This window comes from Micromonospora echinaurantiaca (assembly GCF_900090235.1).
Classification (GTDB): Bacteria; Actinomycetota; Actinomycetes; order Mycobacteriales; family Micromonosporaceae; genus Micromonospora; species Micromonospora echinaurantiaca.
The window spans coordinates 6,767,491-6,792,488 of the sequence record NZ_LT607750.1; the positions used below are offsets into that span (position 1 = coordinate 6,767,491).

Below are 24,998 nucleotides of genomic sequence, written 5' to 3' on the forward strand. Positions count from 1 at the left end.
ACCGCGCAGTGACGACGGAGGTAAGGCCGCATAATGTCCGACTTCCCGTTCCTCTCGGTGCTCACCGTGGCGCCGCTGGTCGGCGCCCTGGTGGTGGCCCTGCTGCCGCGGTCGCGGCCGGAACTGGCCAAGCAGGTCGCGCTCGGCTGGTCGGTGCTGGTGCTGGCGCTGTCGGTGGTCATGTGGGTGGCCTTCAAGGTCGGCGGTGAGCGGTTCCAGTTCCGCGAGTCCTACCCGTGGATCCCGAACTGGGGCGTCAACTTCACCTTCGCCGCCGACGGCATCGCGCTGGTGATGCTGATGCTGATCGCGGTGCTGGTGCCGCTGGTGATCCTGGCCTCCTGGCACGACGCCGAGTCGTCCAAGCGGTCGGTGCCGGTCTACTTCGCGCTGCTGCTCGTCCTCGAGTGCACGATGATCGGCGTCTTCGCCGCCGCCGACGTCTTCCTGTTCTACGTGTTCTTCGAGGTCATGCTGGTGCCGATGTACTTCCTGATCGGCAGCTACGGCGGCCACCAGCGGCAGTACGCGGCGGTGAAGTTCTTCCTCTACTCGCTGGTCGGCGGTCTGTTCATGCTCGCCGCGGTGATCGGCCTCTGGGTGGTCGGCGGGAAGACCTTCGACTGGCAGGCGCTGTCCCAGGTGGACATCTCCACCGGCACCGAGCGCTGGCTGTTCCTCGGCTTCTTCCTCGCGTTCGCGATCAAGGCGCCGTTCTTCCCGTTCCACACCTGGCTGCCGGACGCCGGTGGGGCGGCGCCCGCGGGCGCGGCCGCGCTGCTGGTCGGCGTGCTGGACAAGGTCGGCACGTTCGGCATCCTGCGCTACTGCCTGCCGCTCTTCCCGGACGCCGCCAAGTGGTTCGCCCCGTGGGCGCTGGCGCTCGGCCTGATCGGCATCATCTACGCCGCGCTGCTGGCGGTCGGCCAGAACGACCTGAAGCGGCTGGTGTCGTACACGTCGATCGCGCACTTCGGCTTCATCGGGGTGGGCATCTTCGCCTTCACCACCCAGGCCGGCACCGGCGCGGTGCTCTACATGGTCAACCATGGCCTCGCCACCGGCCTGCTCTTCCTGGTGGTGGGCATGTTCGTGGCCCGGCGGGGCTCGGCGCTGGTGAGCGACTTCGGCGGCGCCGGCAAGCTGGTGCCGCTGCTGGCCGGGGTGCTCTTCTTCGCCGGTCTCGCCTCGCTGGCGCTGCCCGGCACCGCGCCGTTCGTCTCCGAGTTCCTGGTGCTGATCGGCACCTTCACGGTGAACAAGCCGGTGGCGGTCATCGCCACGCTCGGCATCATCCTGGCCGCGGCGTACGTGCTCTGGATGGTGCAGCGCACCACGCAGGGCACGCTCAACCCGGCGCTGACCGAGGTCGACGGCATGCGGCGTGACCTCAACCTGCGCGAGAAGGTCGTGGTCGCACCCCTGATCGCGCTGATCGTGCTGCTCGGCTTCTACCCGAAGCCGGTCACCGACGTGATCAATCCCGCCATCCAGGCGACCATGCAGGACGTCGGCAGCACCGACCCGGCGCCCTCGGTCGGCACCGTGCAGGAGGCCGCGAAGTGAACGAACTGAAATTGCCCTCGATCGACTACCCGGCGCTCGCGCCGAGCCTGATCATGCTGGGCGCCGCGTTGCTCGGCGTGCTGGTCGAGGCGTTCGTGCCCCGGCGGCTGCGGCACCTGGTGCAGCTGTCGCTGGCGCTGCTGGCGGTGCTCGGCGCGCTCACCATGGTGGTGCTGAACGCCGACGACCGGCTGATCACCATCGGCGGGGCGATCGCGGTGGACGGGCCGACGCTCTTCCTCCAGGGCGCGATCCTGGTGCTCGCCGCGATGGCGCTGCTGCTCATCGGTGAGCGCTCGGTGGAGCGGGGCGGGGCGTTCGTCGCCCAGGCCGCGTTCCCCGCCGAGTCCGCCGACGACCGGCGGCAGGCCGAGGGCGTGAGCGGGGCCACCGAGGTGTACCCGCTGACCACCTTCGCGATCGGCGGCATGCTGATCTTCGTGGCGGCGAACGACCTGCTGACCATGTTCATCGCGCTCGAGGTCTTCTCGCTGCCGCTCTACCTGCTCTGCGCGCTGGCCCGCCGCCGGCGGCTGCTGAGCCAGGAGGCCGCGCTGAAGTACTTCATGCTCGGCGCGTACGCCTCGGCCTTCTTCCTGTTCGGGGTGGCCCTGGTCTACGGCTTCACCGCGGGCACCCCGAACGGCGCGGCCGGGGTCGACTTCGCCACCATCAACGCCGCCGTGGCCGAGTCCACTGCCAGCCCGCTGCTGCTCTTCGCCGGCATGGCGCTGCTCAGCATCGGTCTGCTGTTCAAGGCGGCGGCCGCCCCGTTCCACGTCTGGACGCCGGACGTCTACCAGGGCGCGCCGACCCCGATCACCGGCTTCATGGCCGCCTGCACCAAGGTCGCCGCGTTCGGCGCCCTGCTGCGGGTGTTCCACGTCGCCTTCGACGGGGCCCGGTGGGACTTCACCCCGGTGCTCGGCGCGGTCGCGGTGCTGACCATGCTGGTCGGCGCGGTGCTCGCGGTCACCCAGACCGACATCAAGCGGCTGCTCGCCTACTCGTCGATCGCGAACGCCGGGTACCTGCTGGTCGGCGTCCTGGCGCCGAACCGGGAGGGGCTCTCCGGGACCATGTTCTACCTGGTCGCGTACGGCTTCTCGGTGCTCGCCGCGTTCGCCGTGGTGACCCTGGTGCGGGACGCCGACGGGGAGGCCACCCACCTGTCCCGCTGGGCCGGGCTGGGCAAGCGTTCGCCGTTCTACGCCGGGGTGTTCACCTTCATCCTGCTGGCCTTCGCGGGCATCCCGCTGACCAGCGGCTTCACCAGCAAGTTCGCGGTGTTCGCCCCGGCGCTCGACGGTGGGCAGGCGTGGCTGGTGATCGCCGGCGTGCTGACCAGCATGGTGCTGGCCTTCCCGTACCTGCGGGTCGTGGTGATGATGTGGCTCTCCGAGCCGGGCGAGTCCACCCCGACGGTCACCGTGCCGGGCGGCCTCACCTCGGCCGCGCTCATGATCGGCGTGGTCGCCACCCTGGTGCTCGGGGTCGCCCCGGCGCCGCTGCTCGACCTCGCCACGGGAGCCGCCGAATTCGTGCGGTGACCCGTCGTCCGGGCCCACGGGGGCCGGTCCGCCACGGCGGGCCGGCCCCCGGTGCGTATCCCCAGTCCGGAGCAGGTCGAGGGGGTGTGGCATGGTGGATAGCGTGGTGATTCCGGCTGGCGAGCGTTCAGGTGCCACCGGCTCCGGCGGCCGCCGGAGCCGGGTGAGCACGAGTCAGTTCGGCGCGCTCGGCCTCTATCTCGCCGATCCCCGCGTCGAGGCGTCCGTGCTGGGCCTGCTGGAGGCCGTCGAGGTCGAACTGCGGGCCAGTGTGGCCAGCGCCGACCCGTTCGTGACCGAGGCCGCCCGGCACTTGGTGGAGGCCGGCGGCAAGCGGTTCCGGCCGCTGCTGGTGGCGCTCGGCGCCCAGTTCGGCGACCCGACCGGCGCGCAGGTCGTACCGGCCGCGGTCGTGATGGAGCTCACCCACCTGGCGACGCTCTACCACGACGACGTGATGGACGAGGCCGCCGTGCGTCGGGGCGCGCCCAGCGCCAACTCGCGGTGGACCAACTCGGTCGCCATCCTGGTCGGCGACTACCTCTTCGCCCGGGCCGCGGACATCGCGGCCGACCTGGGCGCCGAGGCGGTACGCCTGCAGGCGCGCACCTTCGCGCGGCTGGTGCACGGCCAGATCGCCGAGACGGTCGGTCCGCGCCCCGGCGACGACCCGGTGGCGCACTACCTCGACGTGATCGCCGGCAAGACCGGCTCGCTGATCGCCACCTCGGCCCGCTTCGGCGGGATGTTCGGCGGCGCCGCGCCGGAGCACATCGAGGCGCTGGCCGGCTACGGCGAGACCATCGGCGTCGCCTTCCAGCTCTCCGACGACCTGCTCGACATCGCCTCCGAGTCGGTGCAGTCGGGCAAGACCCCCGGCACCGACCTGCGCGAGGGCGTACCGACCCTGCCGGTGCTCTACGCGCTGGCCTCCGACGACGCCGACGCCGCCTCGGTGCGGCTGCGGGAGATCCTGGCCACCGGCCCGGTGACCGACGACGACCTGCACGCGGAGGCGCTCGGCCTGCTCCGGGAGAGCCCGGCGCTCAAGCGCGCCCGGGAGACCGTCCGCAGCTACGCCGAGGACGCCCGCGACCAGCTCGCCCCGCTGCCAGAAAACCCGGCCCGGCGCGCCCTCGAATCCCTCTGCGACTACATCGCCGACCGCACCAGCTGACCCCGGCCCCCTCCCGCACCACCCGGCCGCCCCGGTCGTCGTTGATCATGAAGTTGTTGTCACCCGCATCGGCGTGTCGCCGCAACAACTTCATGATCAACCCGCCGGTACCGTTAGCGGGGGAGGAGGCGGGTGGCCGTGAGCATGAGGAGGGCGGCCAGGAGCATGGCGGTGGCGGCGGCGGCCCACATGGCGGGATAGCCGGTCTGGGCGGCGACCGTGCCGAGGACGAGCGGGCCGAGGCAGCCGCCGGCGTACACCCCGGTCTGGGTGATCGAGGTGGCCGCGGCCGGCGCCTGCGGATGCAGCCGGACCACCGCGAAGTTCATCAGCCCCGGCCAGGCCCAGCCCAGTCCGAAGCCGAGCACCACGCCGACCACCAGCGGCCCGGTGCCGGCCACCGCGAGCAGACCGAGCCCACCGGCACCGACCACCAGCATGCCGGCGATGACGGCCACGTGACCGCCGGAGCGGCGGTCGGCGAGCCAGCCGGCGCCGACCCGGGCGGCGACGCAGACCGCGCTGCCGAGGGTCAGGGTCAGGCCGGCCGGTCCGGGCGCCAGCCCCCGGTCGACCGAGGAGTCGACCAGGAAGGTGCCGAGCGCGTTCGCGGCCGCCGCGGCGAGCGTCGCGGCCACCCCGACGAGCACCAGGGCGCCGGTGGCCCGGCTGGCGCGGCTGCCGGCGTCCCGCCGTGCCGGGCGGGGCTCCCGCACGGGTACCGCCGCCCAGGCGGCCAGCGCGGCTGCGGCGGCCGCCACGAACGCCCAGCGCCACCCGGCGGTCAGCGCCACGGTCGGCACCGCCACGCCGGCCAGCAGCGTGGAGACCGGGATGGCCGCCTGCTTCACCCCGAACGACAGGCCCTGGCGCCGCGGCGGCACGTGTCGGGCCAGCGCGGCGTTGCTGCCCATCTGGCCGAGGGCGTTCGCGGTGCCGCTGAGCGCGAGCAGCCCGAGCAGCACCGGAAAGGAGCGGGCCAGCGCCGCCATGGCGAGCAGGCTGCCAGCCGAGATCAGGATGGCGGCCCGGGCGACCAGGGCCGGCCCGTACCGCTCGGCGAGCGCGCCGGAGGGCACCGAGGCCAGCGCGCCCACCCCGAAGTAGACCGACACCGCCAGGCCCAGCCCGGCCGGGGAGAAACCCAGATCCTCGCCCACCTGCACGGCGAGCCCGCCGACCAGGAAGACCGGCAGGACGGAGGCGATGGTGACGGCGACGGCGCCGGCGGCGGCCCGGACGGGCCGGGCCGGCGCGGGAGCCGGGTGCAGCGCGGTGTCGGCCATGATGCGGCAAACCTACGCGAGTCCAGCTCACGGCACGCATCGTGTCGGCTGAAGCACAACTCGTCTATGACGATCTGGCATCCTCCACCCGAACAGGCATTTCGCGCCCGGCCGGTATTTCATATGGTGTAAGTCCCCGGCGGCGGAGGTGGTTGTGCGCGACCCCCTGGCGGAGCCTTCGGATCTGATCCGGAGCGTGTCCCGCGCGCTACGAGTGCTCGAGTCGGTCGGCCGTGCCCCCAAAGGGCTGACCGTGAAGCAGATCGCCCGGCGCTGCGAGCTGACCGTGGCGACGACCTATCACCTGGTCCGCACGCTGGCCTACGAGGGCTACGTGATCCGCCGCGAGGACGGCACGTACATCGTGGGCCTGGAGGTCGCGGACCGCTACCGCGAGCTGGTGACCGCGTTCCGCGGGCCGCCGGCGGTCGGCGAGAGCCTGCGCCGGGTCGCCGCGGACACCGGCTACAGCCACTACCTGGGCCGGTTCGTGGGTGGCCAGGTGGCGATCACCGCGGTGGCCGAGGGGCCGCGTACGCCGTACCTGGAGGACCTGGTCCCCGGCTTCGACGAGGGCGCGCACGCCACCGCGCTGGGCAAGGCGCTGCTCGGCACGCTCACCGCCGAGCAGCGCTTCCGCTACCTGCGCGAGTACGGTATGCGGCCGTTCACCAGCGCCACGCTGACCAACGTGGAGGCGTTCGAGGCCGACCTGGCCGCCGGTGACCGGCGCGGCATGCAGCTGGAGCTGGGGCAGTTCCGGCAGGGCGTGGCCTGCGCGGCGGTGCTGGTCGCCCCGGACAAGGACATGGAGCGTCGGGTGGTGCTGGCCTGCGCGCTGCCGGCCAGCGAGATGATGACCTCAGCCCGGGTGGTACGCGCCAAGCTGCTCACCGCCGCCCGGGCGATCGCCGACGGCATCGCCGCCGAGAGCTGAGCCGGGGGCGGTGGCCGGCGGCGGGCCGGGACAGCGGGGCCGGTCAGCCCGCCGGGCACCGCGAAGAGCGCGACGACGGCACGGGGCCCTCTCCCCGGTTGGGAGAGGGCCCCGCCGGCGGTCCGGCGCCGGGACCGCCCGAGTGACGTCAGCTGCCGACCGGGCCGCCGTCGAGCCGCCAGGTGACCACCACGCCCGGCTTGGCGAAGTCCCCGTCCGGCCAGGTCGAGGCCGGCTTCTCCAGGGACGCCCCGGTGATCTCGCCCGGGTGCTGTACGGCCACGAAGACCGACCGGTTGTCGCCGGTGATGAACGGGCCGCACGCCTCGGCGCCGAGCGGCACGGTCAGGAACTGCTTGAGGTGACCCCGTTCCGGGCCCTCGACGGCGGTGGCGAAGAGGCCGTCGTTGCTGCCCAGCGCGTTGCCGTCGGTGGAGATCCAGAGGTTGCCGGTGGCGTCGAAGGCGACGTTGTCCGGGCAGGAGATCGGCGAGACCCTGGTCTTGTCGTACCCGGCGAAGTAGGTCGACGGGTCGGTCGGGTCGCCGGCCACGATCGGCACCGACCAGACGAACGTCTCGGCCGAGTTGTCGCCCCGGTCCTCGACCAGCTCCAGCAGGTGGCCGTGCTTGTTGGCGGTACGCGGGTTCGCCTCGTCCGCCTTCGGGTTGCTGCCGACGCCCCGGTTGGTGTTGTTGGTCAGCGCCACGTACACCTTGCCGGTGAGCTGGCTCGGCTCGACGTCCTCCGGCCGGTCCATCTTGGTCGCGCCGACCTTGTCGCCGGCCAGCCGGGTGAAGGTGAGCACGTCCGCGGCGGTCATCCCGTCCACGTACGAGCGGTTGCCGCTGACCAGCTTGATCCACCGGCCCCGGCCGTTGAACGCCCCGTCCGAGGGGAGCTTGCCGGAGCCGTCGATCTCGCCGGCGCTGGTCTGGTAGAGCTCGGCGACGTAGAGGGTGCCGGACTCCAGCAGGGTCAGGTTGTGCTTGCGGGCGACCCAGGAGTTGCCCGGCATGAACTTCTTGTCGGAGACGAACTTGTACAGGTAGTCGAACCGCTCGTCGTCACCCATGTACGCGACCGCGTGCCCGCTCTTCGCGATGATCACGTTCGCGCCCTCGTGCTTGAACCGGCCCAGCGCGGTGTGCTTGCGCGGGCGGCTCTCCGGGTCGAACGGGTCGATCTCCACGATCCAGCCGAACCGGTGCGCCTCGTTCGGGTGCTTCGCCAGGTCGAACCGCTCGTCGGCCCGTTCCCACTTGCGGCTGCCGCTGGGGTAGCGGGCGTCGGTGGTGATGCCGTACCGCGCCAGCTTCGGCTTCAGCTCCGCGGGCGCGCCGTCGCCGCCGACGAAGTACTGGTTGAAGTTCTCCTCGCCGGAGAGCACCGTGCCCCACGGGGTGACCCCGCCGGCGCAGTTGTTCAGCGTGCCGATCACCGTCCGGCCCTTCGGGTCGGCGGCGGTACGCAGCCACGCGGAGCCGGCGGCCGGCCCGGTCAGCTCGAACTTGGTGCTGAGCGCGGTGACCCGCCGGTTGTACGGCAGGCGCCCCTTGCCGACCGGCCGCCACTGCCCGGTGCCACCCACCCGCTCCAGTTCCACCACGGACATGCCGTGCGCCGCCATCGCCACCCGCAGCTGCTCCACGGTCAGCGCGTCCTGGCTGGTGAAGCCGGGGAACATCAGGTCCTCGTTGGTGTACTCGTGGTTGACCACGAGCAGCGCGCGCCGGCCCTGCTTGTCCAGCGGCAGCACGCCGACGAAGTCGTTGTTGTAGCCGAACTGCCGGGCCTGCCTGGCCGCGGTCTGCTCGTGCGGGTCGAACTCGGGCGCGCCGGGCAGCACCGGGTCGCCCCAGCGGATCACCACCGAGTGGTCGTACCCGTTTGGCACCACCAGGGTGTCGAGCTTGTTCGGCGGGATCGGCGTGAAGGTCAGCGCGCCGCTGCCCACGCCCCGGCCGGGGCGGCCGAACCCGGCGGCCTCGGGCACCACCGGGGTGCCCGGGGCGGCCGCCGCGGGTGCGGCACCGGCCAGCGCGCCGGCCGCGGCGCCACCGAAGCCGAGGACCAGGGCGCCGACCGCGCCGGCCCGGACCACGCCACGGCGGGTCACCTCGGCGCTGACCACGTCGCCGAAGTACGTGTTGTCGGAGGTGTTCGGCACCGGGTGGTCGCAGGCGTTGCCGCACCGGTACAGACAGGTCATGGCGTCACGGCCGCCGTGGCGGGTGGCGCCGAGCAGCGGGAGCAGCCGGGGACGGTCGCTCATGGGGAGGAGCCTCCTGAAAGGGGTCGATGCACGCCGGAAGGTGCTGGTGCGTACCCGGCGGACGCTAGGAGGGCGCGGTGAGCGGTCGCCGGCCACGGTGTGAACCGGGCATGAACACCTCGCCGGGAAGCCCGCGATGACCTGCGGCTGAACCGATCGGCGTGACCGCACGTAATACCGAGCGAACGCACCGCCGGACGCGCGCCGGAAGCGAGGAGACAGCCATCAGCGACCACGACGCCCAACTGCTCCGCGCGCTGCACGACGAGCACGCGGAGGCGCTGTACGCGCACGCTCTGCGGCTGGTCAACGGCGACCGGCAGCGGGCTGAGGACCTGGTGCAGGAGACCCTGCTGCGGGCCTGGCGGCATCCGGAGTCCCTCGACCCCCGGCGCGGTTCGGTCCGCGCCTGGCTCTTCACCACCGCCCGCAACCTCGCCATCGACGCCTGGCGACGCCGGGCCACCCGGGTCGGCGAGGTCTACACCGACGAGCTGCCCGAGCCACCGGAGACCGTCGACGAAGCGGAGCGTGCGGTGGAGGCCTGGACCGTGGCCGAGGCGTTGAACCGGCTCAGCCCGACCCACCGCGAGGTGCTGGTCGAGTGCTTCTACCAGGGGCGCTCGGTGGCCGAGGCGGCCTCCCGGCTGGGCGTGCCGCCCGGCACGGTGAAGTCCCGGACGCACTACGCCCTGCGCTCACTACGGTTGGTCCTGGCCGAGATGGGGGTGACGGGATGACCCGGTGCGAGTTCGCGCACGACGACGGCGCGTACGTGCTGGGTGCGCTGGCTCCCGCCGAGCGGGCGGCCTACGAGCGGCACCTCGCCGGCTGCGCCGCCTGCCAGCAGGCGGTCGCCGAGATCGCCGTCCTGCCCGGCCTGCTGGGCCGGCTCGACCCAGCCGGCCTGGAGCAGTTCCTGCCGCCACCGGCGGAGAGCACCCGGATGCCCGAGCTGCTCGCGGCCGCCCGGGAGCGGCGGCGCCGCGAGCGGTGGGCCAGCCGCCGGCGGTACGCGCTGACCGCGCTCGCCGCGGCCGCGTTCGCCCTGGTGGTGGGCGTCGGTACGGCCACCCTGCTGCCCCGCACCGGGCCGGGGCCGGCGGGCGACCCGCAGATGGTCGCCATGCAGCCGGTGGCCGGCGCGGTGCCGGTGCACGCGGAGGTCGCGCTGACCGGCACCGAGTGGGGTACCGAGGTGACCATGCGCTGCGGGTACGAGGCGCGGCCCGGCTACGGCAAGGCGTACACCTTCCGGCTGGTGGCGCACGGTCCGGACGGCGCCACCGAGCAGATCGGCTCCTGGCTCGCCGCGCCCGGCGACGACCTGCGGATCAGCGGCGCGACCCGGTTCACCGACGCGGAGCTGGTGCGGCTGGAGCTGCTCCGCGCCGACGGCACCCCCGTGCTCGCCTACGACGTCCGCTGAGCTGGGCCGCCCACTACGCGGGGGCGGGCGCCGCGGCCATGGTCGCGGCCCGGGCGCGGCGGGACGCGCGCAGGGCATCGACGGTGAAGACGATCAGCGCGGCCCAGACCAGGGCGAAGCCGGCCAGCCGGGCGGGCGGCATCGGCTCGTGGAAGACCAGTACGCCGCAGCCGAGCTGGAGGATCGGCGCCAGGTACTGGATCATGCCCAGGCTGGTCAGCGGGAGCCGGTTGGCCGCCCCGGCGAAGAGCAGCAGCGGGATGGCGGTGGCCGCGCCGGCTAGCATCAGCAGCACGGTGTGCCCGGCGGAGACGTGCCCGAAGGCGGCGTCGCCGGCCGCGGTGAGCCACCCCAGGTAGGCCAGCGCGGGCAGCGCCAGCACCGCCGACTCGACGAAGAGCCCCTCGGCGGCGGGCAGCCCGAGCCGCTTCTTGACCAGGCCGTACCCGCCGAAGCTCAGGGCCAGGGTCAGCGCCAAATACGGCAGCCGGCCGTAGTCCACGGTCAGTACGACCACGGCCAGCCCGCCGACGCCCAGCGCCGCCCACTGCGCGGGGCGCAGCCGCTCCCGCAGCACGGTGACCCCGAGCAGCACCACGACCAGCGGGTTGATGAAGTAGCCGAGCGCGGTCTCCACCACCCGGTCGGAGTTCACCCCGTAGATGTAGGTGCCCCAGTTGACAGCGATCAGCGCGGCGGCGACGCCGATCCCCGCCAGTGCCCGGGGCCGGCGCAGCAGCGCCCGCAGGAACCCGATGTTGCGCAGCGCGGCCAGCAGCAGCGCGACGAAGACCACCGACCAGACGACCCGGTGCGCGAGGATCTCCGGCGGCCCGGCCGGGCGCAGCAGCTTGAAGCAGAGCGGGAAGAACCCCCACAGCAGGTACGCGCCGATGCCGTAGAGGTATCCGAGCCGGAGTGGCGTCACGCCTCCACCGTAAGGGGCGAACCGCCGCTTTGCTCCTTGCCAGTGAGCTGGCTCACCGGCTCGTCGCGCCGGTCGAGCTGCATCCACCGGCGCGGATCCGGCAGCGGGGTGAAGCCGACCTTCGCGTACACCCCGTGCGCGTCGTTGGTGGCCAGCAGGATCCGCCGAACGCCGAGGGTGTCCAGGTGGTCGCGGACCGCCTGGGCGAGCCAACTGCCCAGGCCCCGGCCGCGCTCGCCCGGGTCGACGTAGACGTCGCAGAGCCAGGCGAAGGTCGCCTGGTCGGTGACCGCCCGGGCCACCGCCACCTGCCGCCCGTCACCGGGACGGTAGACGCCGAACGGCAGCGAGCCGGCGAACGCCCGGGCCACCGTCTCCCGGCTCCGCCCGATCGCCCAGTACGCGTCGGTGGAGAGCCAGTGGTGCACCCGGTCCAGGTCGATCCGGTCCGGGTCGGTGCTGAGCAGGTAGCCGTCGTCACGGGTCAGGGTGAGCACCCTGCGAGGCTAGACCGCCGACCCGCCCGGCACGCGGGCCAATTCCCGCCCACTGGTCACCCTCGCCGTCGGGTGGGGTCGGCGGTCAGTCGCGGTCGAGCAGGGCGCCGAGGATCCAGGTGACGATGCCGACGAAGAGCGCGCCGAGCACCGCGGCCGGCCAGAAACCGTCCACGTGGAACGGCAGCCCGGCCTGGTCGGCGATCCAGCTGGTGAGCAGGAAGAGCAGCCCGTTCACCACCAGCGCGATCAGCCCGAGGGTCAGCAGGTAGAAGCCGCAACCAACGGTCTTGATGATCGGCTGGAGCACCGCGTTGACCACGCCGAAGATGATCGCCACCAGCACCAGCGTGGTGACCGTTTCGGTCGCCGAGTCGGAATCCAGCGTGATGCCCGGGATGACCAGGGTGGCCAGCCAGAAGGCCAGCGCCGTGACGGCCAGGCGGATCAGCAGACCCTTCAGAAAACCCATGGCGGGGATCGTGCCACGGACGGCGCACCGGCGGAACCCGGGAGATCGACGAATCGGGCCGCAACGGCCGGGTTGCCCGGTCGGGCCGCGAGCGGAAGGGGGCGGCCCGGCTCAGCGGCGGGACGGGCGGCCGATCAGTTGCGACTCGATCGGGGTGGGCGACAGCAGTGCCCACCGCAGCGCCCGCCGGTTCACCACCGCGACCATGTCGTCGCGGATCCGGGTCAGCCACTCGGCGGACGCGCCGAGGCCCAGCGCGCTCCCGGCCAGCGCTGCCTCCGGCAAGCTGAGCGGTTGCAGCACCGCCAGGTCGGCCCGGCCCAGCGCGTCGGCGTCCGCCGGGGTCAGCTCGTCCCGGACCAGCAGGGTGGCCCGCCAGGGCGGCCCGGGCTCGGACTCGACGGGCAGCGGCGCGTCGACCACCAGCAGCTGCGGACGCAACGGCGTCCCGGGTGCGCCGCCGACCGGCCGGCCCGGCGGGAGCAGGGGAATCGCGCCGCCCGGCGTGCCGGCGCCCCGGACGAACGGCTCCCAGCTGAGCGGCCGGGCGGTCTGCACCGCGACCCGGGCGCCGAGCGCCAGCGCGCGCAGCACCACGAGCTGGGCGGCGCGTACCCCGCCGACGAGCATCACCCGGGTGCTCTCCGGCCGGAACAGCCGGACGGTCACCGCACCGCCGTGCCGGTTGCTGCCGATCATCAACCCGGCCTCACCGAACGGCAGCTCCGGCGGCTCCCGGACCGGACCGCCGGGCAACCCGGTGCCGGCCGCGGCGAGCGGCAGGGTGGCGGCCAACCCGTCGAGCTGCGCGCCGTCGAGCCGCTGGAGTTCGCCGCCGGCGCCGGCCACCAGCCGGTCGAGCGCCTGGGCGGCCACCGCGAGCTCCGCCGGGGTCGCCGCGGCCAGGCGTACGGTCAGCTCGGTGGGCCCGCCGGCGGGATCGGCCGACGGCCCGGCACAGAGCGACACGGTGGTGGCGGTGGCCGGTAGCGCGAGCAGCCGGGGCACCAGCCGGCGGCCGGCCTCGACCCGCGGATCGGGCCAGCGGCGCAGCCGGAAGCTGGCCTGGAGCAGGCCGCCGGAGCGCAACACCTGCCAGGACTCCTGCGCCGGACGTCCGTCGTGGTGGGCCAGTTCGGCGAGGACGCGCAGCGCGGCGTGCTCACCCAGCGGACGCACGGCGACCGGGCCGAACCGGCGCACCAGGCGGCGCACGGTGCCGGCCAGGGCGCGCCGCAGTTCCTCGTCGGACCAGCCGTCGACCCGCAGCACCCGGACGGCGAGCACGGCGCGCTCCCGGGCGGCCAGCCGCCCGTCGGTGAGCTGTCGGTAGGAGGTCGCGATGGTGCCGCCACCCGCGTCGACGGTCGGTGCGGGTGCCCCGGTGAGCAGCAGTTGCACCCGCACCGGCGGCCCGTCCGGCGGAGCCGCGGTCAGCAGCGAGGCCGGCCCGGGCAGCTGCCGCGGGCCGTCGCCCAGCAGGTCGGCCGGATCGCCGAGTTCCAGTACGGCCACCAGGCCGGTCGCGTCGTCGACCAGCGCGCCCGGCCCACCGCCCGGTGCCGACGGGCGCAGCACGGCGGCCGGGTCGACCAGGTCGAGCAGCGCCGCCGGGTCGGCCGAGGCGGGCAGCCCGCGTCGCCGGGTCAGGTAGCCCAGCGCGGTGGCCAGCCACTCGAAGAGCCAGCGACCGCGGATCCGCAGCCAGGCGGCCGGCAGCAGCACCGCGGCCACCGCGATTGCGGCCAGGGCCGGGACGGGCCCCTGCCCGACGGCGGCGGCGAGCACCGCCACGGCGACCTGCGCGGCGACGACCTGGCCGGCGCGCACGCCGGTGGGTGGCCGGCGCCCGGCGGGGATCCACTGTGCCGGCAGAGCGGCCTGCCGGGTCGACCCGGTCGTGGTCGCCGGGTCGGCCGGCGGACCGGGGACCGACGCGGCCACGGTGGGGGCCGGCGACGAGCCGTGGATCGGAGTGACCCGGCTCGGGCTGGTGGTCGCCGGCACTCCGCCTCCTCGCCGATCACTCGCCGCGACGTTGCTGCCGCCCATCGTAACGGCGGGAGCTGACGGCGCGGGGGCCCCGGTTGTCCACAGGGGAGGCGGGCGGGGTAGCACAACAGCGATCGGGCCGCTACCGTCAGCGACGAGTTCCGCTGACCCGCGCCCGCCAAGCTCGTGTCCCGGGCGGCGCGAGCGGCGCGTCCTGAGGCGGGCGTGCCGACGGCCAGCCACGACCGATGAGACGAGGTGACGTCCGGGTGTCCCAGACCCAGGCAGAAGCGGCGGTGATGCAGCAGACCGCCGCGAAGTTCGAGCAGGTGGACCAGTCGTTGCAGACCATGCTGAGCAGCCTGATGGCCGAGCTGGAGGTGTTGCAGCAGGCCTGGCGGGGCGCCGGGGGGCGCTCCTTCGAGCAGGTCAAGCAGCAGTGGGCGCAGGACCAGGCCACCCTGCAGCGGGCGCTGCGGGAGACCGCCTCCGCGATCCGCACCGCCGGCCAGCAGTACGACGTCGCGGACACCGAGGCCGCCGGCCGGGTGTCCACCACCAACCGCGGCGGCATCCAGCTACCGCTGTAGACCTTGACCGGGAGAGGGAGCCATCCGATGGACCACGGTGTGCTGGTCGTCAACTTCGCCGCGCTGCAACAGGCCAGCGCGGACATCCAGAAGGCGCTGAACACGCTCGACTCGCAGCTCGGGCAGCTGGAACGGGACGCCGCCCCGCTGGTGGCCGGCTGGACCGGCGAGGCCCGGCAGGCGTACGAGCAGCGGCAGGCCCGGTGGCGTTCCGCCTCGCAGGACCTGCAGGCCATGCTGCGTGACATCAGGCTCGCGGTGGACGACTCCGCGGCGGACTACCTCGACACCGAGAAGAAGAACGTCGGCCTGTTCCAGTGATCCCGGCCCGTCGGGTGGCGACCAGCCCGGCCGGCGCCACCCGACACACGGCTGCCCCCCGGCCGACCTGCTCCTTCGGGTGTCCCCGGAGCACGGTGGTCACCACCCGGCCGAGGTCCTGGGTCGGCGCCCAGGCTGGCGCCGGGTGTCGGCTCAGGCCGGGTCGGCCGGGCGCCACCGGCGGCGGGTGCCCCGGGGCACCACCAGGGCGGCCAGCGCCGCCACGGCCACCACCGTCGCGGCGAGCGAGGCAACCAGCAGCGCCCGGTCCTGTGCCGTGGCCCGACGGGCCCGCGCGGCCAGCGCCGCCGGATCCGGCCGGTCGTCCGCGAGCGCGGTGGCCGGGCGCGGCCGCGTGGCGACCCCGCCGCCGGTCTCGGTGACCGCCCGGAACGGGTTGAGCACCCCCGCGCCGTACCCGCCGCCCCGGCCGTCACCGGGGGCCGGGTCGGTGGTGGCGAGGATCCGCTGCGCCACCTCGGCCGCGGTCAACCCGGGTCGGTACTGCCGCAGCAGCGCGGCGGTGGCCGCCACGAAGGGCGCGGCGTAGCTGGTCCCCTCGGCCCGGTGGTGGCCCCGGCCGGGTGCGGCCATCAGCACGTCGCTGCCGGGCGCGACCAGGTCGACGTACGGGCCGGTCTGGGAGAAGGCGGAACGCGACCCGTCCACCCCGATCGCGCCCACCCCGAGCACCCCCTCGTACGCCGCCGGGTACGGTCGCGGATCGCCGCTGTCGTGCAGGTTGCCGGCGGCGGCCACCACGACCACGTCCCGGTCGACCGCGTAACCGATCGCGGCGCGTACGGCGGGGTTGTCCGCGTACAGCACGACGGAGAGGTTGAGGACGTCGGCGTCGTGGTCGACGGCCCAGCGGATGGCCCGGGCGAACTCCTCGGCGCTGACCGTACGCCCGGACTCCCGCCCCGCGACGACCTGCTGCTCGCTCACCCGCACGGGCAGGATCCGGGCGCCCGGGGCCAGCCCCCGGAACGCGATCCCGGGCCGCGGCGCGGCGGCGATGATGCTGGCGACCCCGGTGCCGTGGCCGGCGCAGTCGCTGCTGCCGTCACCGCCCGGGTCGAGCAGGTCGGTGCCGTCGAGCACCCGACCGGCGAGTTGCGGATGCCGCCGGTCCACCCCGGAGTCCACCACCGCCACCGTCACCCCCGCCCCGGTGGCCAGCGGCGACAGCCGCTCAGGGGCGTACCGCTGCTGGGGCCAGGGTGGCGCGGACACCGGCCGGACCGGGGCCGGCGGCGTCGCGCAGTCCGGCGCGGCCGCCCGGGCGAGGTGGAGTCCGCCCGTGACCTGGGGGGCCGGCTCGGGAGCGCGCGCGAGCCCCGGCGTGGCACCGGCCGGGACGGCCGACTTCCGGTTTGGGGGATGCCGCAGCGGGACGGTGGCCGGGATGACCGACGCCGGATTGTGAGGGTGCCTTTGCGTGACGGCGGCTGGGATGGCCGACTCCGGGTTGTGGGGTTGCCGTGGCGCGGCTGCGGCGTGAGCGGCCGGCTGGGGGGTGTCGGGGAGTGCGGTGGCGGGGGTGGCCGGCGCGGTCGCCAGGACGGCCGCGAGGGTCGCCAGGAGCGGGCGCGCGGGGGACCGGGACATCGACCGCCTCCGTATCGTGTCGACTCCGGAACGGGATGTTAGCGCCTTCTTCCAGAACCGGCGCACCGCCGCCAGCCTGCCATTGTGATCTTGTTACTACCTTGTAGGTTGTACGCGATGCCTATGGCCTGTTCGCGGGAGGAGGGGTGGCCGTGACCGGATGGGAGCCGGCCACCGAGGCCGAGGCCGCGTTGCGGGACGCGTTACGCGCCAACGACCAGCAGCGATACTTCCGGATCCTGGCCCGTACCGACCTGCTGCTGCCGGTGCCCGAGCCGGCGTTGGGGCAGGCGTCGGGCTGGGGCACCTGGACCACCTCCGGCCGCACCCACGTGCTGGCCTTCACCTCGGCCGCCGCCATGCGCGCCTGCCTGGGCGAACACGCCGGCGCGAGCCGGCTGACCAGCTATCCCGACCTGGCCAGCGGCTGGCCCAACCACGAGTGGTGGCTGGCCGTCAATCCCGGCCTGCCGATCGAGGGTTACCTGCCGGCCTGGTACGTCGCGCAGCTCTCCCGGGGCGACGTCCGGCTGCCCGGCCGCACCATGGGGGCGCGGGCCCGGCTGGAGCGGGCGGAGACGGTCGCCCGGGCGCGGGCCGCCGGCGCGGGAAACCCGCCCAGCGGCCCCCCGACGCCAGCCGCCCGCCCACCGGCCGCCGAGCAGGTCGCCCCGTCCCGCCCCGAACCGCCCACCGTGCCGCTGCCACCTCGGGTCGCGACCCCCGCCGGCCCGGTCGGGCCGGCGCGGGACCGCCGCTCGGTCGAGGCGCTCCGCCCGTCCGTCCCGCCGCCCTACCCCGCGGACCCGGCCCGGTCGGAGCGTCCCGACCTCGGGTGGATCACCCGTCCCGTCCCGCCCGCGTTCCCGCACTCCGGCACCGGTGATCCGGCGGCTCCCGCCCGGCCCGGCGTCCCGCCAGCCGAACCGGTGGCCGAGCCCGGACGGCCACCGGCGAACGGTCGGTCCACCGGGGACGCCCCCGCCCGCACCGCGCCACGCTCCTTCTTCGAGCCGGCGTCCGGTCGCGGCTCGGCCTACCGCGATGACCCGGTCCGACCCGCTGACCGGGCGGTGCCACCGTCCCGCTTCGCGCGGGGCAGCCAGCCGTTCCCGCGCCGCCGCCCGGCCGGGGATCCGGTGCCGGACGGGCCGACCGAGGCGTTCCCGACCACCCAGCCGTACGCCCCGCCCAGCCGGCCCGATCCGGCCCGGGGCTCGGCGCAGTGGCCGCCACCGCCGGAGGAGGTGACCCGGGCCATCCCGGTCCCGACCGAGCGCGGGTACCCGGGTCCGCCGCCGGACGAGGAGACGACCCAGGCGCTGCCGCGTCGCCGACCCGCCCCGGCCCCCGCCGACCCGGCGGACGACCTGCCGCCGTCGGCCGCGGAGCCCGTTTCCGGGCCGCCCGCACCGCGACGTGGGTTCACCCCGATCGTCATCGAGGGGACCATCGTCGAGTCCCGCGACCTCACCGAGCCGCTCGACGCCGGGCCGCCGGTCTCCGCCGGTCCCGGTCCGTTCGGGCCCGACGACTCCGGTCCACCTGTCCCCAACTCGTCCAGCGCCGCGCCGGCGGGCGGACCGGCCAGCGCCGGTTTCGGGTCGGGCGGATCGGCCGGCGCCGGACCCGCGTCGTCGGGCGAATCGGCCGGCGCCGGTTTCGGGTCGCCCGCCGCCGGACCGGCGGCACCGCCGAGCGCCGGGGCGGCGGCTCCGCCGGTCTGGTCGGCGCGACCGGCGGGCACCGGCGTTCCGGGGCCGGAACGAGTGGCCGAGCGGCCCGGGTCGACCGGTGAGGCCGGGCTCGGACCGGCCGGCGCCGAGCCGCTGCCGGGCGTCCCGTCCGTGAGGTCGCCGGGCGGGCAGGCTGGCGGCGATGAGCCGGAAGCAGCGTCCCCGGCCCCCGCTGACCGCCGGAGCACCGGTTGGCTGCCGAGCCAGCCGGTGTCGGCCGATCCGCAGCCGGCCGGAAACATCCCGACCCGGTCGCCGTCGGACGCGGCGACGGCTGACCGGCGGACCGCCGGTTGGCTGCCGAATCAGGGTGACCCGCAGGCGGCGGGAACGATGCCAGCCGGGCCGGCTGCCGGGTCGGTGGCGACGGCGGGCCAGCAGAGCGCCGGTTGGGCCGCGAACGAGGCGTTCGATGCGGAGGCGGTAGGGACGCTTCCGGCGTCGGAACCACTGTCCGGTTCCGGGGTGAGCCCGGATCAGCCTGGCGCGTCCGATCGGCCTGGTGCCGGGTGGATTCCGGATCAGCCGGCTCCGGCCGAGCACTCCGCCTGGACCCCGGCCCGGACCGGGGACGGTACACCCCAGGCCGGTGCCGCGCCCGAGGTGGCGCCGGCAGCCGGGTCGGCGGCGGAGAACGCCTCCGACCTCGCGGACACCGGCCCGCTGTGGACGGTGCCCGACCCCGTCGTCACCCCGCCGGCCGCCGGGACGCCGGCCACCGAGCAGGGAAGCGATCCGGCCCGCGCCAACCACACCGGCGCCCCGACCGCTGGACCGACCACCGACGCCCCGACCGCTGGACCGGGCACTGACGCCTGGACCACTGGACCGGAAGCCGACGCCCCGACCGCAGGATCGGGCACCGATCCCCGGGACGCCGGCACCGGCGGGACCGGTCCAGCCGCCGAGCCGCCTCCCACGCGCGCCGCCGAGCCGCCTTCCGCGCCGGCCGCCGAGTTCCAGCCGGCGAACCCGGTCGAGGAGGATCTGCTCGACGCGGCCGGGGCCGGCAGCACCGACACCTTCCTCTCCACGTTGCTGCTGGCCCGGGTCCTGCTGCCGGTGTCGGCGGAGTCCGCGCCGGGCAGCCGGCCCGGCGAGCCCGGCTTCGTGTGGCGTACCGAGGAGCTGGACGGGGAGACCTTCGTCGTGGTCTACACCTCTCCGGAACGGCTCGCCGACCACACCGACGCACCGGTCGAGACGGTCCGGGTCCGGTTCGTCCAGCTGATCCGGCGCTGGCCGGACGAGGCGTGGTCGTTCGCGGTCAACCCGGGCACCCCGGTCGGCGCCAAGCTGCCCGGTGAGCAGATCGTCGGGCTGGCCAACTGGGCCGCCGAGGTGGGCCTCGGCGACGACGCCGACAACGAGCCCGAGGCGCCGACGGCGCCGGAGGTGGCCGAGCGCCCCCGGTACACCCCGCCGGCCGTCGACCCGGCCCGCCCGGTCGTCATGCAGAAGGCGGTCGCCCCCAGCCAGCTCGGCTACTACCTGGAGCGCGGCTACGACCGGGTCTCCGGGTTCGTGCACCGGGCCAGCGAGCTGGCCCACCTGACCACACCGGCCCAGCTGTACGAGGCCCTCGGCCTGGACTATCCCGACTCGCCGTTCGCCCGCAACGCCGAGGAGATCTACGTGCTGCGCTGGCCGGCGTATCGGCCCAGCCTCTACCGGATCCCCTACGGCGGGCAGAACGAGGCCGCCATGCGGGCCATGGAGGGCTGGGTCATCGAACGCGGGCCCTTCCGGGGCAACGGCTTCGCCCCGGGCGAGAGCAGCGACGTGGTGGCGGAGTTCAAGGTGGACAGCGCCCGGCTGCCGCACGGCGCACAGCTGTGGCGGATCGGCGCGGACGGCACCGAACGGATGGTCGCCGTGCTCGACACCGACGCGCTGCTCTGGCGCCAGGTGGACGCGCCGTGATCCGGGACGGCTACGTGGCCCGGTGGCGCGGGCGCGAGTACCAGGCCAGCCCGGACGGCGACGACATCCGGCTCTACCAGCCCGAACCGGGTGAGGGTTTCCAGGAGGTACGCCCCGGCCGGTACGTGCGGGTGCTGCCGGCCACCGAGGTGGAGGACCTGGCGTACGTGCGGACCACCTGCACCTGGCAGGGGCAGCCGTTCATCGTGCTCGGCGAGCACGACGGCTGGCTGCGGGTCGAGTACACCGGTGGGCGCTGGCCGGTCGCCCGGGCGATGGGGCTGGAGGTGTTCGACTTCGGCGTCTACCAGGGCTGGGCGCCCGCCGCCGAGGTCGCCGACCTGCGCGAACAGCGGGTCTGAGTCAGGACTTCGCCCAGCGCAGGATCTCGCCGAGCACCACCTCCGGCGCCTCCACGTGTGGGAAGTGGCCCACGTCGTCGAGCAGCCGCCACTCGTACGGCGCCACCACGTACCGGCCGGAGCCCTGGGCGGTACGCGGCAGCGAGGCCCGGTCGAGCGCGCCGTGCAGTTGCAGGGTCGGGGTGATCAGCGGCTTCTGCATCAGCCGGACGAACCGGTAGCCGTGCAGGCGCAGCACCGAGCGGAACGCCCAGCGGTAGCCCTCCAGCGCGCAGAACGCTGCCTGCGGGATCCGCATCGCCTCCCGGCAGCGCCGCGCGTACGCGCCGAAGTCCGGCCCGGACACCCAGCGCGGCCCGCCCCAGCGGCGCAGCATCTCCTCGACCGCCGTGGCACCGTCCCGGGTGAGCACGTGCTCGTAGCGGGGCAGCTGGAACTTCAGGGTCGGGGTGGACGCGGCGAACTGCCCGCGCGGGTCGGCGAAGATGGCGGCCCGCAGCCGCAGCGGGTGCGGCGCGCCGAGCACCACCAGCCGCCGGACCAGGGCGGGGTGGAAGGACGCCACGGTCCAGCCGATCAGGCCGCCGGCGCCGGTGCCGACCACGGTGGCGGAGCGTTCGCCGAGCGCACGGATCAGCCCGGCGACGTCGGCGGCCAGCGTGTAGCCGTCGTACCCCCGGGGTGGCTTGTCGCTGGCGCCGTAGCCGCGCAGGTCGACGGCGACGGCGCGGAAGCCGGCGTCGGCGACCGCCGGCAGCATCTCGTGCCAGGCCCACCAGTGCTCGGGGAAGCCGTGCAGGAAGAGCACCATCGGCCCGGCGCCGGCTTCGACCACGTGGAACCGGCTGCCGTTCGCCCCGACGAACCGGTGCGTCCACGGCCCTTCGGTGAGGACGCAGGACTCGTCGACGGGCCCGTCGTGCTGCTCGGTCATGGCAGACAGCCTAGGACCCCGGTGCCGGCTGGCTCGTCCGCCGGCCCGGCCGGTGGTCGGGATCGCCCGTTCCCGGTCAGCCGACCGGGCTGATCGTGACGATGCTGGCCGGGGTGCCCGGGCCGCAGTCGGCCGCCGGATCGGCGGGGCCGATGGTCACCCGGACCCAACTGCCGGTGGCGAAGTTGCCCTTGCCGACGCCGTGCAGCGCGTACTCGCGGCCGTCGTCGGTGACCAGGCCGTAGCAGGGCCCGGCACCGCCCCGGGTGATCCGGCCGGCGACGATGTTCGCCTTGCGCAGGTCGGTGGGCTGGCTCGGCGGCGCGGTCGGCGGACCCATGGTGGGCAGGTCCGTCGTGGCGCGGGAGGGTCGGCCCGAGGGTGCCGCCGGGGTGGGGCCGGTGGACGGGGTGTCGGCCGTGGAGGCCAGGCCAGGGTCTGCCGGGGAGGTCGGCGGCGTGGGTTGCGTGGGCACGGCACTCTCCTCCTGCGGGCCGGCGCAGCCGGCCAGGCCGAGGACGGCGGCCAGGCCGGCGACGGTGGTACGGGTTGCACGACGCACGCCGGTCGGACGTGCCGGCACGACGGGGGGTTCCCGCCAGGGCGCCCCCGGAAACCGCCGCCGACGTGCGCCCGCCGCCGCAGCGCTGCGGCTCCGGTGCGCCACCTGCGCCGGAGCGCTGACGGACCGCGGGCCGGCTGCGCGGATCCGTCCCGAGAAAAGGGCGATGCCCGGGCAGGTGGCCTGCCCGGGCATCGCGGGGTGGTGCCGATCAGCGGATCAGGAGAAGCGGACCTTCACCGAGGTGCCGTCCTGCTCCAGAACGCGGATCTTCGTGCCGGTGGCCGGGAGCTTGACGCCGTGGTTCGGCAGCTCCGCGTACCAGTACTTCTGGGTGTCGTCGAACAGCGGCTGCGCGGCCTGGCCACGGATGTACTGCGGCTGGCTGTTGAGGTGCAGCGTGAACGAGTCGGCCTTCTTCAGGCTGAACGGCGCGTCGTAGACCTGGACGCGGGCCCGCCAGGGCTGCCCGGTCAGGTTGTAGATCGGCCGCGGGTGCGCGTCAATGTAGAGGTTGCGACCCTCACCCGGGTGCGCGAACGTGTCGTTGTCGGCCCACCGGAGGTTCCAGTAGGAGATCAGCAGACCCTCCTGGTACGCGTAGTGGTCCACGTAGTCCGGGCGGGTGTTCGCGTAGCCGAAGAAGTACGGACCGGTCTTGAGGTACTTGTCGTACGAGACGTAGGTCCGGTTGCCGGCGATGTAGTAGTTGTCGAAGAGCCGGGTGTAGGTCTCCTCGACGATGCTCCAGCCGTTGAGGGCCCAGTCGCCCGCGCCGGCCTCGGCCCCGTCGGAGAGGACCGTCTGCCCGTCGGCGGTCACGGTGATGGCGTCACCGTAGAAGCCGCCCTCGGCGACACCACCGTCGGTCTGGTAGCGCAGCCGGAACTGCGCGACCTTGCCCGCCGCCAGGTCGAGCGGGATGTTGATGTCCACCCACTCGCCGTTGCTGCTGCCGTCCAGGGCCGGACGTCCGGGCGAGATCTCCGGAAGCGGCTGCCCGTTAACCGTGCCGTTCTGCGGGGTCCAGGTCTGACCGTTGTCGGTCGAGACCTCGAAGAACATGTAGTCGTACCCGGCCTCGATGTCGTAGCGGCCCTTCATCGACAGCGACGCCGACGACTTCCCGGTGAGGTCCACCGTGCGGGTCATCGTGTTGTTCAGGTCGTCGTCGTTGCCGGAGAAGAACTGCTTGGTGCCCTCGAACGGCGCGCCGTTGTTGAACGTGTACTCCCGCTGCGGGAGCACCACCACGGCGGCCTGCGGCTTGTCGGAGTTGTACTCCTGCGGGCCGAGGGTCATCGTGCGCTTCTGGCCCGCGACGATGACCTCGTAGTCGAGCCAGCCGAGCTGGAGCTTGTTCCAGGCGCCCAGGTCGCCACCGCGCTCACCGATGCCGCCGTCGTTCTTGGCACCGAGCCGGCTCTGGGCCATCAGGGTCCAGTGCTCGTTGTTGTTGTCCCCACCGCTGAGCACGTTGTAGTCGTCCGGCAGACCGAGGTCGTGCCCGTACTCGTGGTAGAAGACGCTCCGGCCGCCGTTCTCCGGCTGGATGGTGTAGTCACCGATCCAGATGCCCGTGTTGCCGATCTGGGTGCCGCCGGCCGGGAAGTTGACCGGACCGGTCGAGCCCTGGTCGGACGCGAAGGCGTACCAGCGGTGGCTCCAGATGGCGTCCTCACCCTGGTACGGGTCGCCGTCGGCCTCGTCGCCGCCGGAGTGGACGATCTGGAAGTGGTCGATGTAGCCGTCCGACTCGTTGAAGTTGCCGTCCGAGTCGTGGTCGTACCGGTCCCACTGGTCCATCGCCTTGACTTCTTCGGCGATCTCGGCGTCGCTGCGGCCGGCGGCCTTCTGGTCGGCGACCCACTGGTTGGCGGCGTCGCGGACCAGCGCCCAGGTGTTGGTGCAGACGTTGTCGGCGCACGGGTAGCCACCGGAGCGGCCGTACCGGGCCTCGTTGTAGCGGACCTTGACCCAGTCGGTGACCGTGCCCTCGACGCTGTAGCGGCCCGAGGACTGCGCCTCGTAGTACTGCTTCAGCGACTCGTCACCCGGCGCGGTGCCGAAGTAGAGCTTGCGGTAGTGGTCGGCGTTGTAGTCCGCCTGCCAGACGGTGGAGTTGTCCACCGCCCGGTTGGGGGCCGGGATCTCGTTGTGCAGCGGCCCGTCGAACCGGGTCGGACCCGGCGTGCCCGGGTCGGTGTCCTGGTCCGGGTAGTTCGGGTGCCGCTCGTTGCCGAACTCGGCCAGGATCACGAAGATCCGGTCGGTCTTCTCCCGGGAGAGCTCGACGTACTGGTCCTCGGTCTGGGCGGCGCCGGCCCGGGCGGAGCGGGCGGTGGCCCTCTCGGCCTGGGTCTTGCCGACCTTGACCACCGTGCTGCCGTTGATCCGCTCCGCCTTCGCCCTGCCGGAGAGGACCTCGCTGAGGCCCTCTTGGCGTAGCGCGCGGCGCTTGTCCTCGAGCGGGTTCGGCAGGTCGTGGTCGACATGGGCGGGCTCGGCAACCGACGGAGCGGCCGTCGGCAGCTTCGGCTGCGGCGCGGCGCTGGCCGACGTGGTGAACGCCAGCCCCGACGCTGTCAGCCCAAGCCCGAGCAGACCCACTGCGACTTTGCGCACGTGGTACCTCCGGTGTGAGGGAACCGGCCCTACGGGGGTACGGGCCGGTGGAAATCGATCCCACTAGTGGGACCAATGGTGAACATAGACACTGGTGGGACCGGTGGGAAGACGCGTGCGTCGATTTGTTGCAAGATTTTGTTGGGAACGCTTCCCACTGTCACATCCCGGACTTTCGCCACGGTCGTGACCGGGGTGGACGGACCCGCGCAGGGTGCCGAGCGA

At 74.0% G+C, this 24,998-nt stretch carries 20 protein-coding genes; 10 read left to right on the forward strand and 10 right to left on the reverse strand.

Annotated features, from left to right (window positions below; genetic code table 11):
- The first annotated feature begins 33 nt into the window (after positions 1–33).
- The 3 genes from GA0070609_RS30775 to GA0070609_RS30785 all read left to right on the forward strand — a co-directional run bounded on the left by GA0070609_RS30775 (position 34) and on the right by GA0070609_RS30785 (position 4,293).
- A complete protein-coding gene (locus GA0070609_RS30775; RefSeq protein WP_088997032.1) occupies positions 34–1,566 on the forward strand; it encodes an NADH-quinone oxidoreductase subunit M in 1,533 nt (510 codons plus the stop codon).
- A complete protein-coding gene (nuoN, locus tag GA0070609_RS30780) occupies positions 1,563–3,116 on the forward strand; it encodes an NADH-quinone oxidoreductase subunit NuoN (protein ID WP_088997033.1) in 1,554 nt (517 codons plus the stop codon). Before GA0070609_RS30775 ends, nuoN begins: the two co-directional genes overlap by 4 nt.
- A 91-nt stretch (positions 3,117–3,207) precedes the next feature.
- Entirely contained in the window at positions 3,208–4,293 is a 1,086-nt protein-coding gene (locus GA0070609_RS30785; protein ID WP_088997034.1) for a polyprenyl synthetase family protein, read from the forward strand.
- Between the two features lie 113 nt (positions 4,294–4,406).
- On the opposite strand, the gene GA0070609_RS30790 is transcribed toward GA0070609_RS30785, so the two are convergent.
- A complete protein-coding gene (locus GA0070609_RS30790) occupies positions 4,407–5,579 on the reverse strand; it encodes an MFS transporter (RefSeq protein ID WP_088997035.1) in 1,173 nt (390 codons plus the stop codon).
- Between the two features lie 154 nt (positions 5,580–5,733).
- Here GA0070609_RS30790 and GA0070609_RS30795 point away from each other — a divergent pair, with 154 nt between their 5' ends.
- Positions 5,734–6,516 carry an IclR family transcriptional regulator gene (locus GA0070609_RS30795; RefSeq protein ID WP_088997036.1) on the forward strand — a complete coding sequence of 261 codons (783 nt, stop codon included), beginning with the start codon at positions 5,734–5,736 and terminating at the stop codon, positions 6,514–6,516.
- Positions 6,517–6,664: 148 nt separating this feature from the next.
- On the opposite strand, the gene GA0070609_RS30800 is transcribed toward GA0070609_RS30795, so the two are convergent.
- Positions 6,665–8,791 (reverse strand): PhoX family protein, encoded by a 2,127-nt coding sequence (locus GA0070609_RS30800; RefSeq protein ID WP_088997037.1) that lies wholly within the window; start codon positions 8,789–8,791, stop codon positions 6,665–6,667.
- Positions 8,792–9,015: 224 nt separating this feature from the next.
- Here GA0070609_RS30800 and GA0070609_RS30805 point away from each other — a divergent pair, with 224 nt between their 5' ends.
- Both GA0070609_RS30805 and GA0070609_RS30810 read left to right on the forward strand, forming a co-directional pair.
- Positions 9,016–9,531 (forward strand): sigma-70 family RNA polymerase sigma factor, encoded by a 516-nt coding sequence (locus tag GA0070609_RS30805; RefSeq protein ID WP_088998064.1) that lies wholly within the window; start codon positions 9,016–9,018, stop codon positions 9,529–9,531.
- Positions 9,528–10,220 (forward strand): anti-sigma factor family protein, encoded by a 693-nt coding sequence (locus GA0070609_RS30810; RefSeq protein WP_088997038.1) that lies wholly within the window; start codon positions 9,528–9,530, stop codon positions 10,218–10,220. The genes GA0070609_RS30805 and GA0070609_RS30810 overlap by 4 nt, the downstream gene beginning before the upstream one ends.
- A 13-nt stretch (positions 10,221–10,233) precedes the next feature.
- On the opposite strand, the gene rarD is transcribed toward GA0070609_RS30810, so the two are convergent.
- The 4 genes from rarD to eccE all read right to left on the reverse strand — a co-directional run bounded on the left by rarD (position 10,234) and on the right by eccE (position 14,124).
- On the reverse strand, positions 10,234–11,148 hold the full coding sequence (gene rarD / locus GA0070609_RS30815) for an EamA family transporter RarD (protein ID WP_088997039.1): 915 nt from the start codon (positions 11,146–11,148) through the stop codon (positions 10,234–10,236).
- The gene (locus tag GA0070609_RS30820; RefSeq protein WP_088997040.1) at positions 11,145–11,645 is read right to left on the reverse strand and encodes a GNAT family N-acetyltransferase; all 501 of its coding nucleotides are present in this window, start codon (positions 11,643–11,645) and stop codon (positions 11,145–11,147) included. The genes rarD and GA0070609_RS30820 overlap by 4 nt, the downstream gene beginning before the upstream one ends.
- An 85-nt stretch (positions 11,646–11,730) precedes the next feature.
- Positions 11,731–12,117: a phage holin family protein gene (locus tag GA0070609_RS30825; protein ID WP_088997041.1), complete on the reverse strand. Its 387-nt coding sequence runs from the start codon at positions 12,115–12,117 to the stop codon at positions 11,731–11,733.
- A gap of 111 nt (positions 12,118–12,228) precedes the next feature.
- Entirely contained in the window at positions 12,229–14,124 is a 1,896-nt protein-coding gene (eccE, locus tag GA0070609_RS30830; RefSeq protein WP_408630616.1) for a type VII secretion protein EccE, read from the reverse strand.
- A 254-nt stretch (positions 14,125–14,378) separates the two neighbouring features.
- Here eccE and GA0070609_RS30835 point away from each other — a divergent pair, with 254 nt between their 5' ends.
- Both GA0070609_RS30835 and GA0070609_RS30840 read left to right on the forward strand, forming a co-directional pair.
- Complete coding sequence (locus GA0070609_RS30835; RefSeq protein ID WP_088997043.1) at positions 14,379–14,699, forward strand: WXG100 family type VII secretion target; 321 nt, start codon at positions 14,379–14,381, stop codon at positions 14,697–14,699.
- A 27-nt stretch (positions 14,700–14,726) separates the two neighbouring features.
- Complete coding sequence (locus tag GA0070609_RS30840; protein ID WP_088997044.1) at positions 14,727–15,020, forward strand: WXG100 family type VII secretion target; 294 nt, start codon at positions 14,727–14,729, stop codon at positions 15,018–15,020.
- Between the two features lie 153 nt (positions 15,021–15,173).
- Here the strand turns inward: GA0070609_RS30840 and mycP are convergent, their stop codons facing one another.
- Entirely contained in the window at positions 15,174–16,412 is a 1,239-nt protein-coding gene (gene mycP, locus GA0070609_RS30845; RefSeq protein ID WP_157748377.1) for a type VII secretion-associated serine protease mycosin, read from the reverse strand.
- Between the two features lie 371 nt (positions 16,413–16,783).
- On the opposite strand from mycP, the gene GA0070609_RS30850 reads away from it, so the two are divergent.
- The gene (locus GA0070609_RS30850) at positions 16,784–20,290 is read left to right on the forward strand and encodes an SseB family protein (protein WP_088998065.1); all 3,507 of its coding nucleotides are present in this window, start codon (positions 16,784–16,786) and stop codon (positions 20,288–20,290) included.
- Positions 20,287–20,652 carry a hypothetical protein gene (locus GA0070609_RS30855; protein WP_088997046.1) on the forward strand — a complete coding sequence of 122 codons (366 nt, stop codon included), beginning with the start codon at positions 20,287–20,289 and terminating at the stop codon, positions 20,650–20,652. Before GA0070609_RS30850 ends, GA0070609_RS30855 begins: the two co-directional genes overlap by 4 nt.
- A gap of 1 nt (position 20,653) precedes the next feature.
- Here GA0070609_RS30855 and GA0070609_RS30860 read toward each other — a convergent pair whose 3' ends face one another.
- The 3 genes from GA0070609_RS30860 to GA0070609_RS30870 all read right to left on the reverse strand — a co-directional run bounded on the left by GA0070609_RS30860 (position 20,654) and on the right by GA0070609_RS30870 (position 24,758).
- Positions 20,654–21,586, reverse strand: coding sequence for an alpha/beta fold hydrolase (locus GA0070609_RS30860; protein ID WP_088997047.1), 933 nt, complete (start codon positions 21,584–21,586; stop codon positions 20,654–20,656).
- 76 nt (positions 21,587–21,662) lie between these two features.
- Positions 21,663–22,148, reverse strand: a complete 486-nt coding sequence (locus tag GA0070609_RS30865) for a hypothetical protein (protein ID WP_157748336.1) — start codon at positions 22,146–22,148, stop codon at positions 21,663–21,665.
- Positions 22,149–22,367: 219 nt separating this feature from the next.
- Positions 22,368–24,758 carry an immune inhibitor A domain-containing protein gene (locus GA0070609_RS30870; RefSeq protein ID WP_088997049.1) on the reverse strand — a complete coding sequence of 797 codons (2,391 nt, stop codon included), beginning with the start codon at positions 24,756–24,758 and terminating at the stop codon, positions 22,368–22,370.
- Between the last annotated feature and the right edge of the window lie 240 nt (positions 24,759–24,998).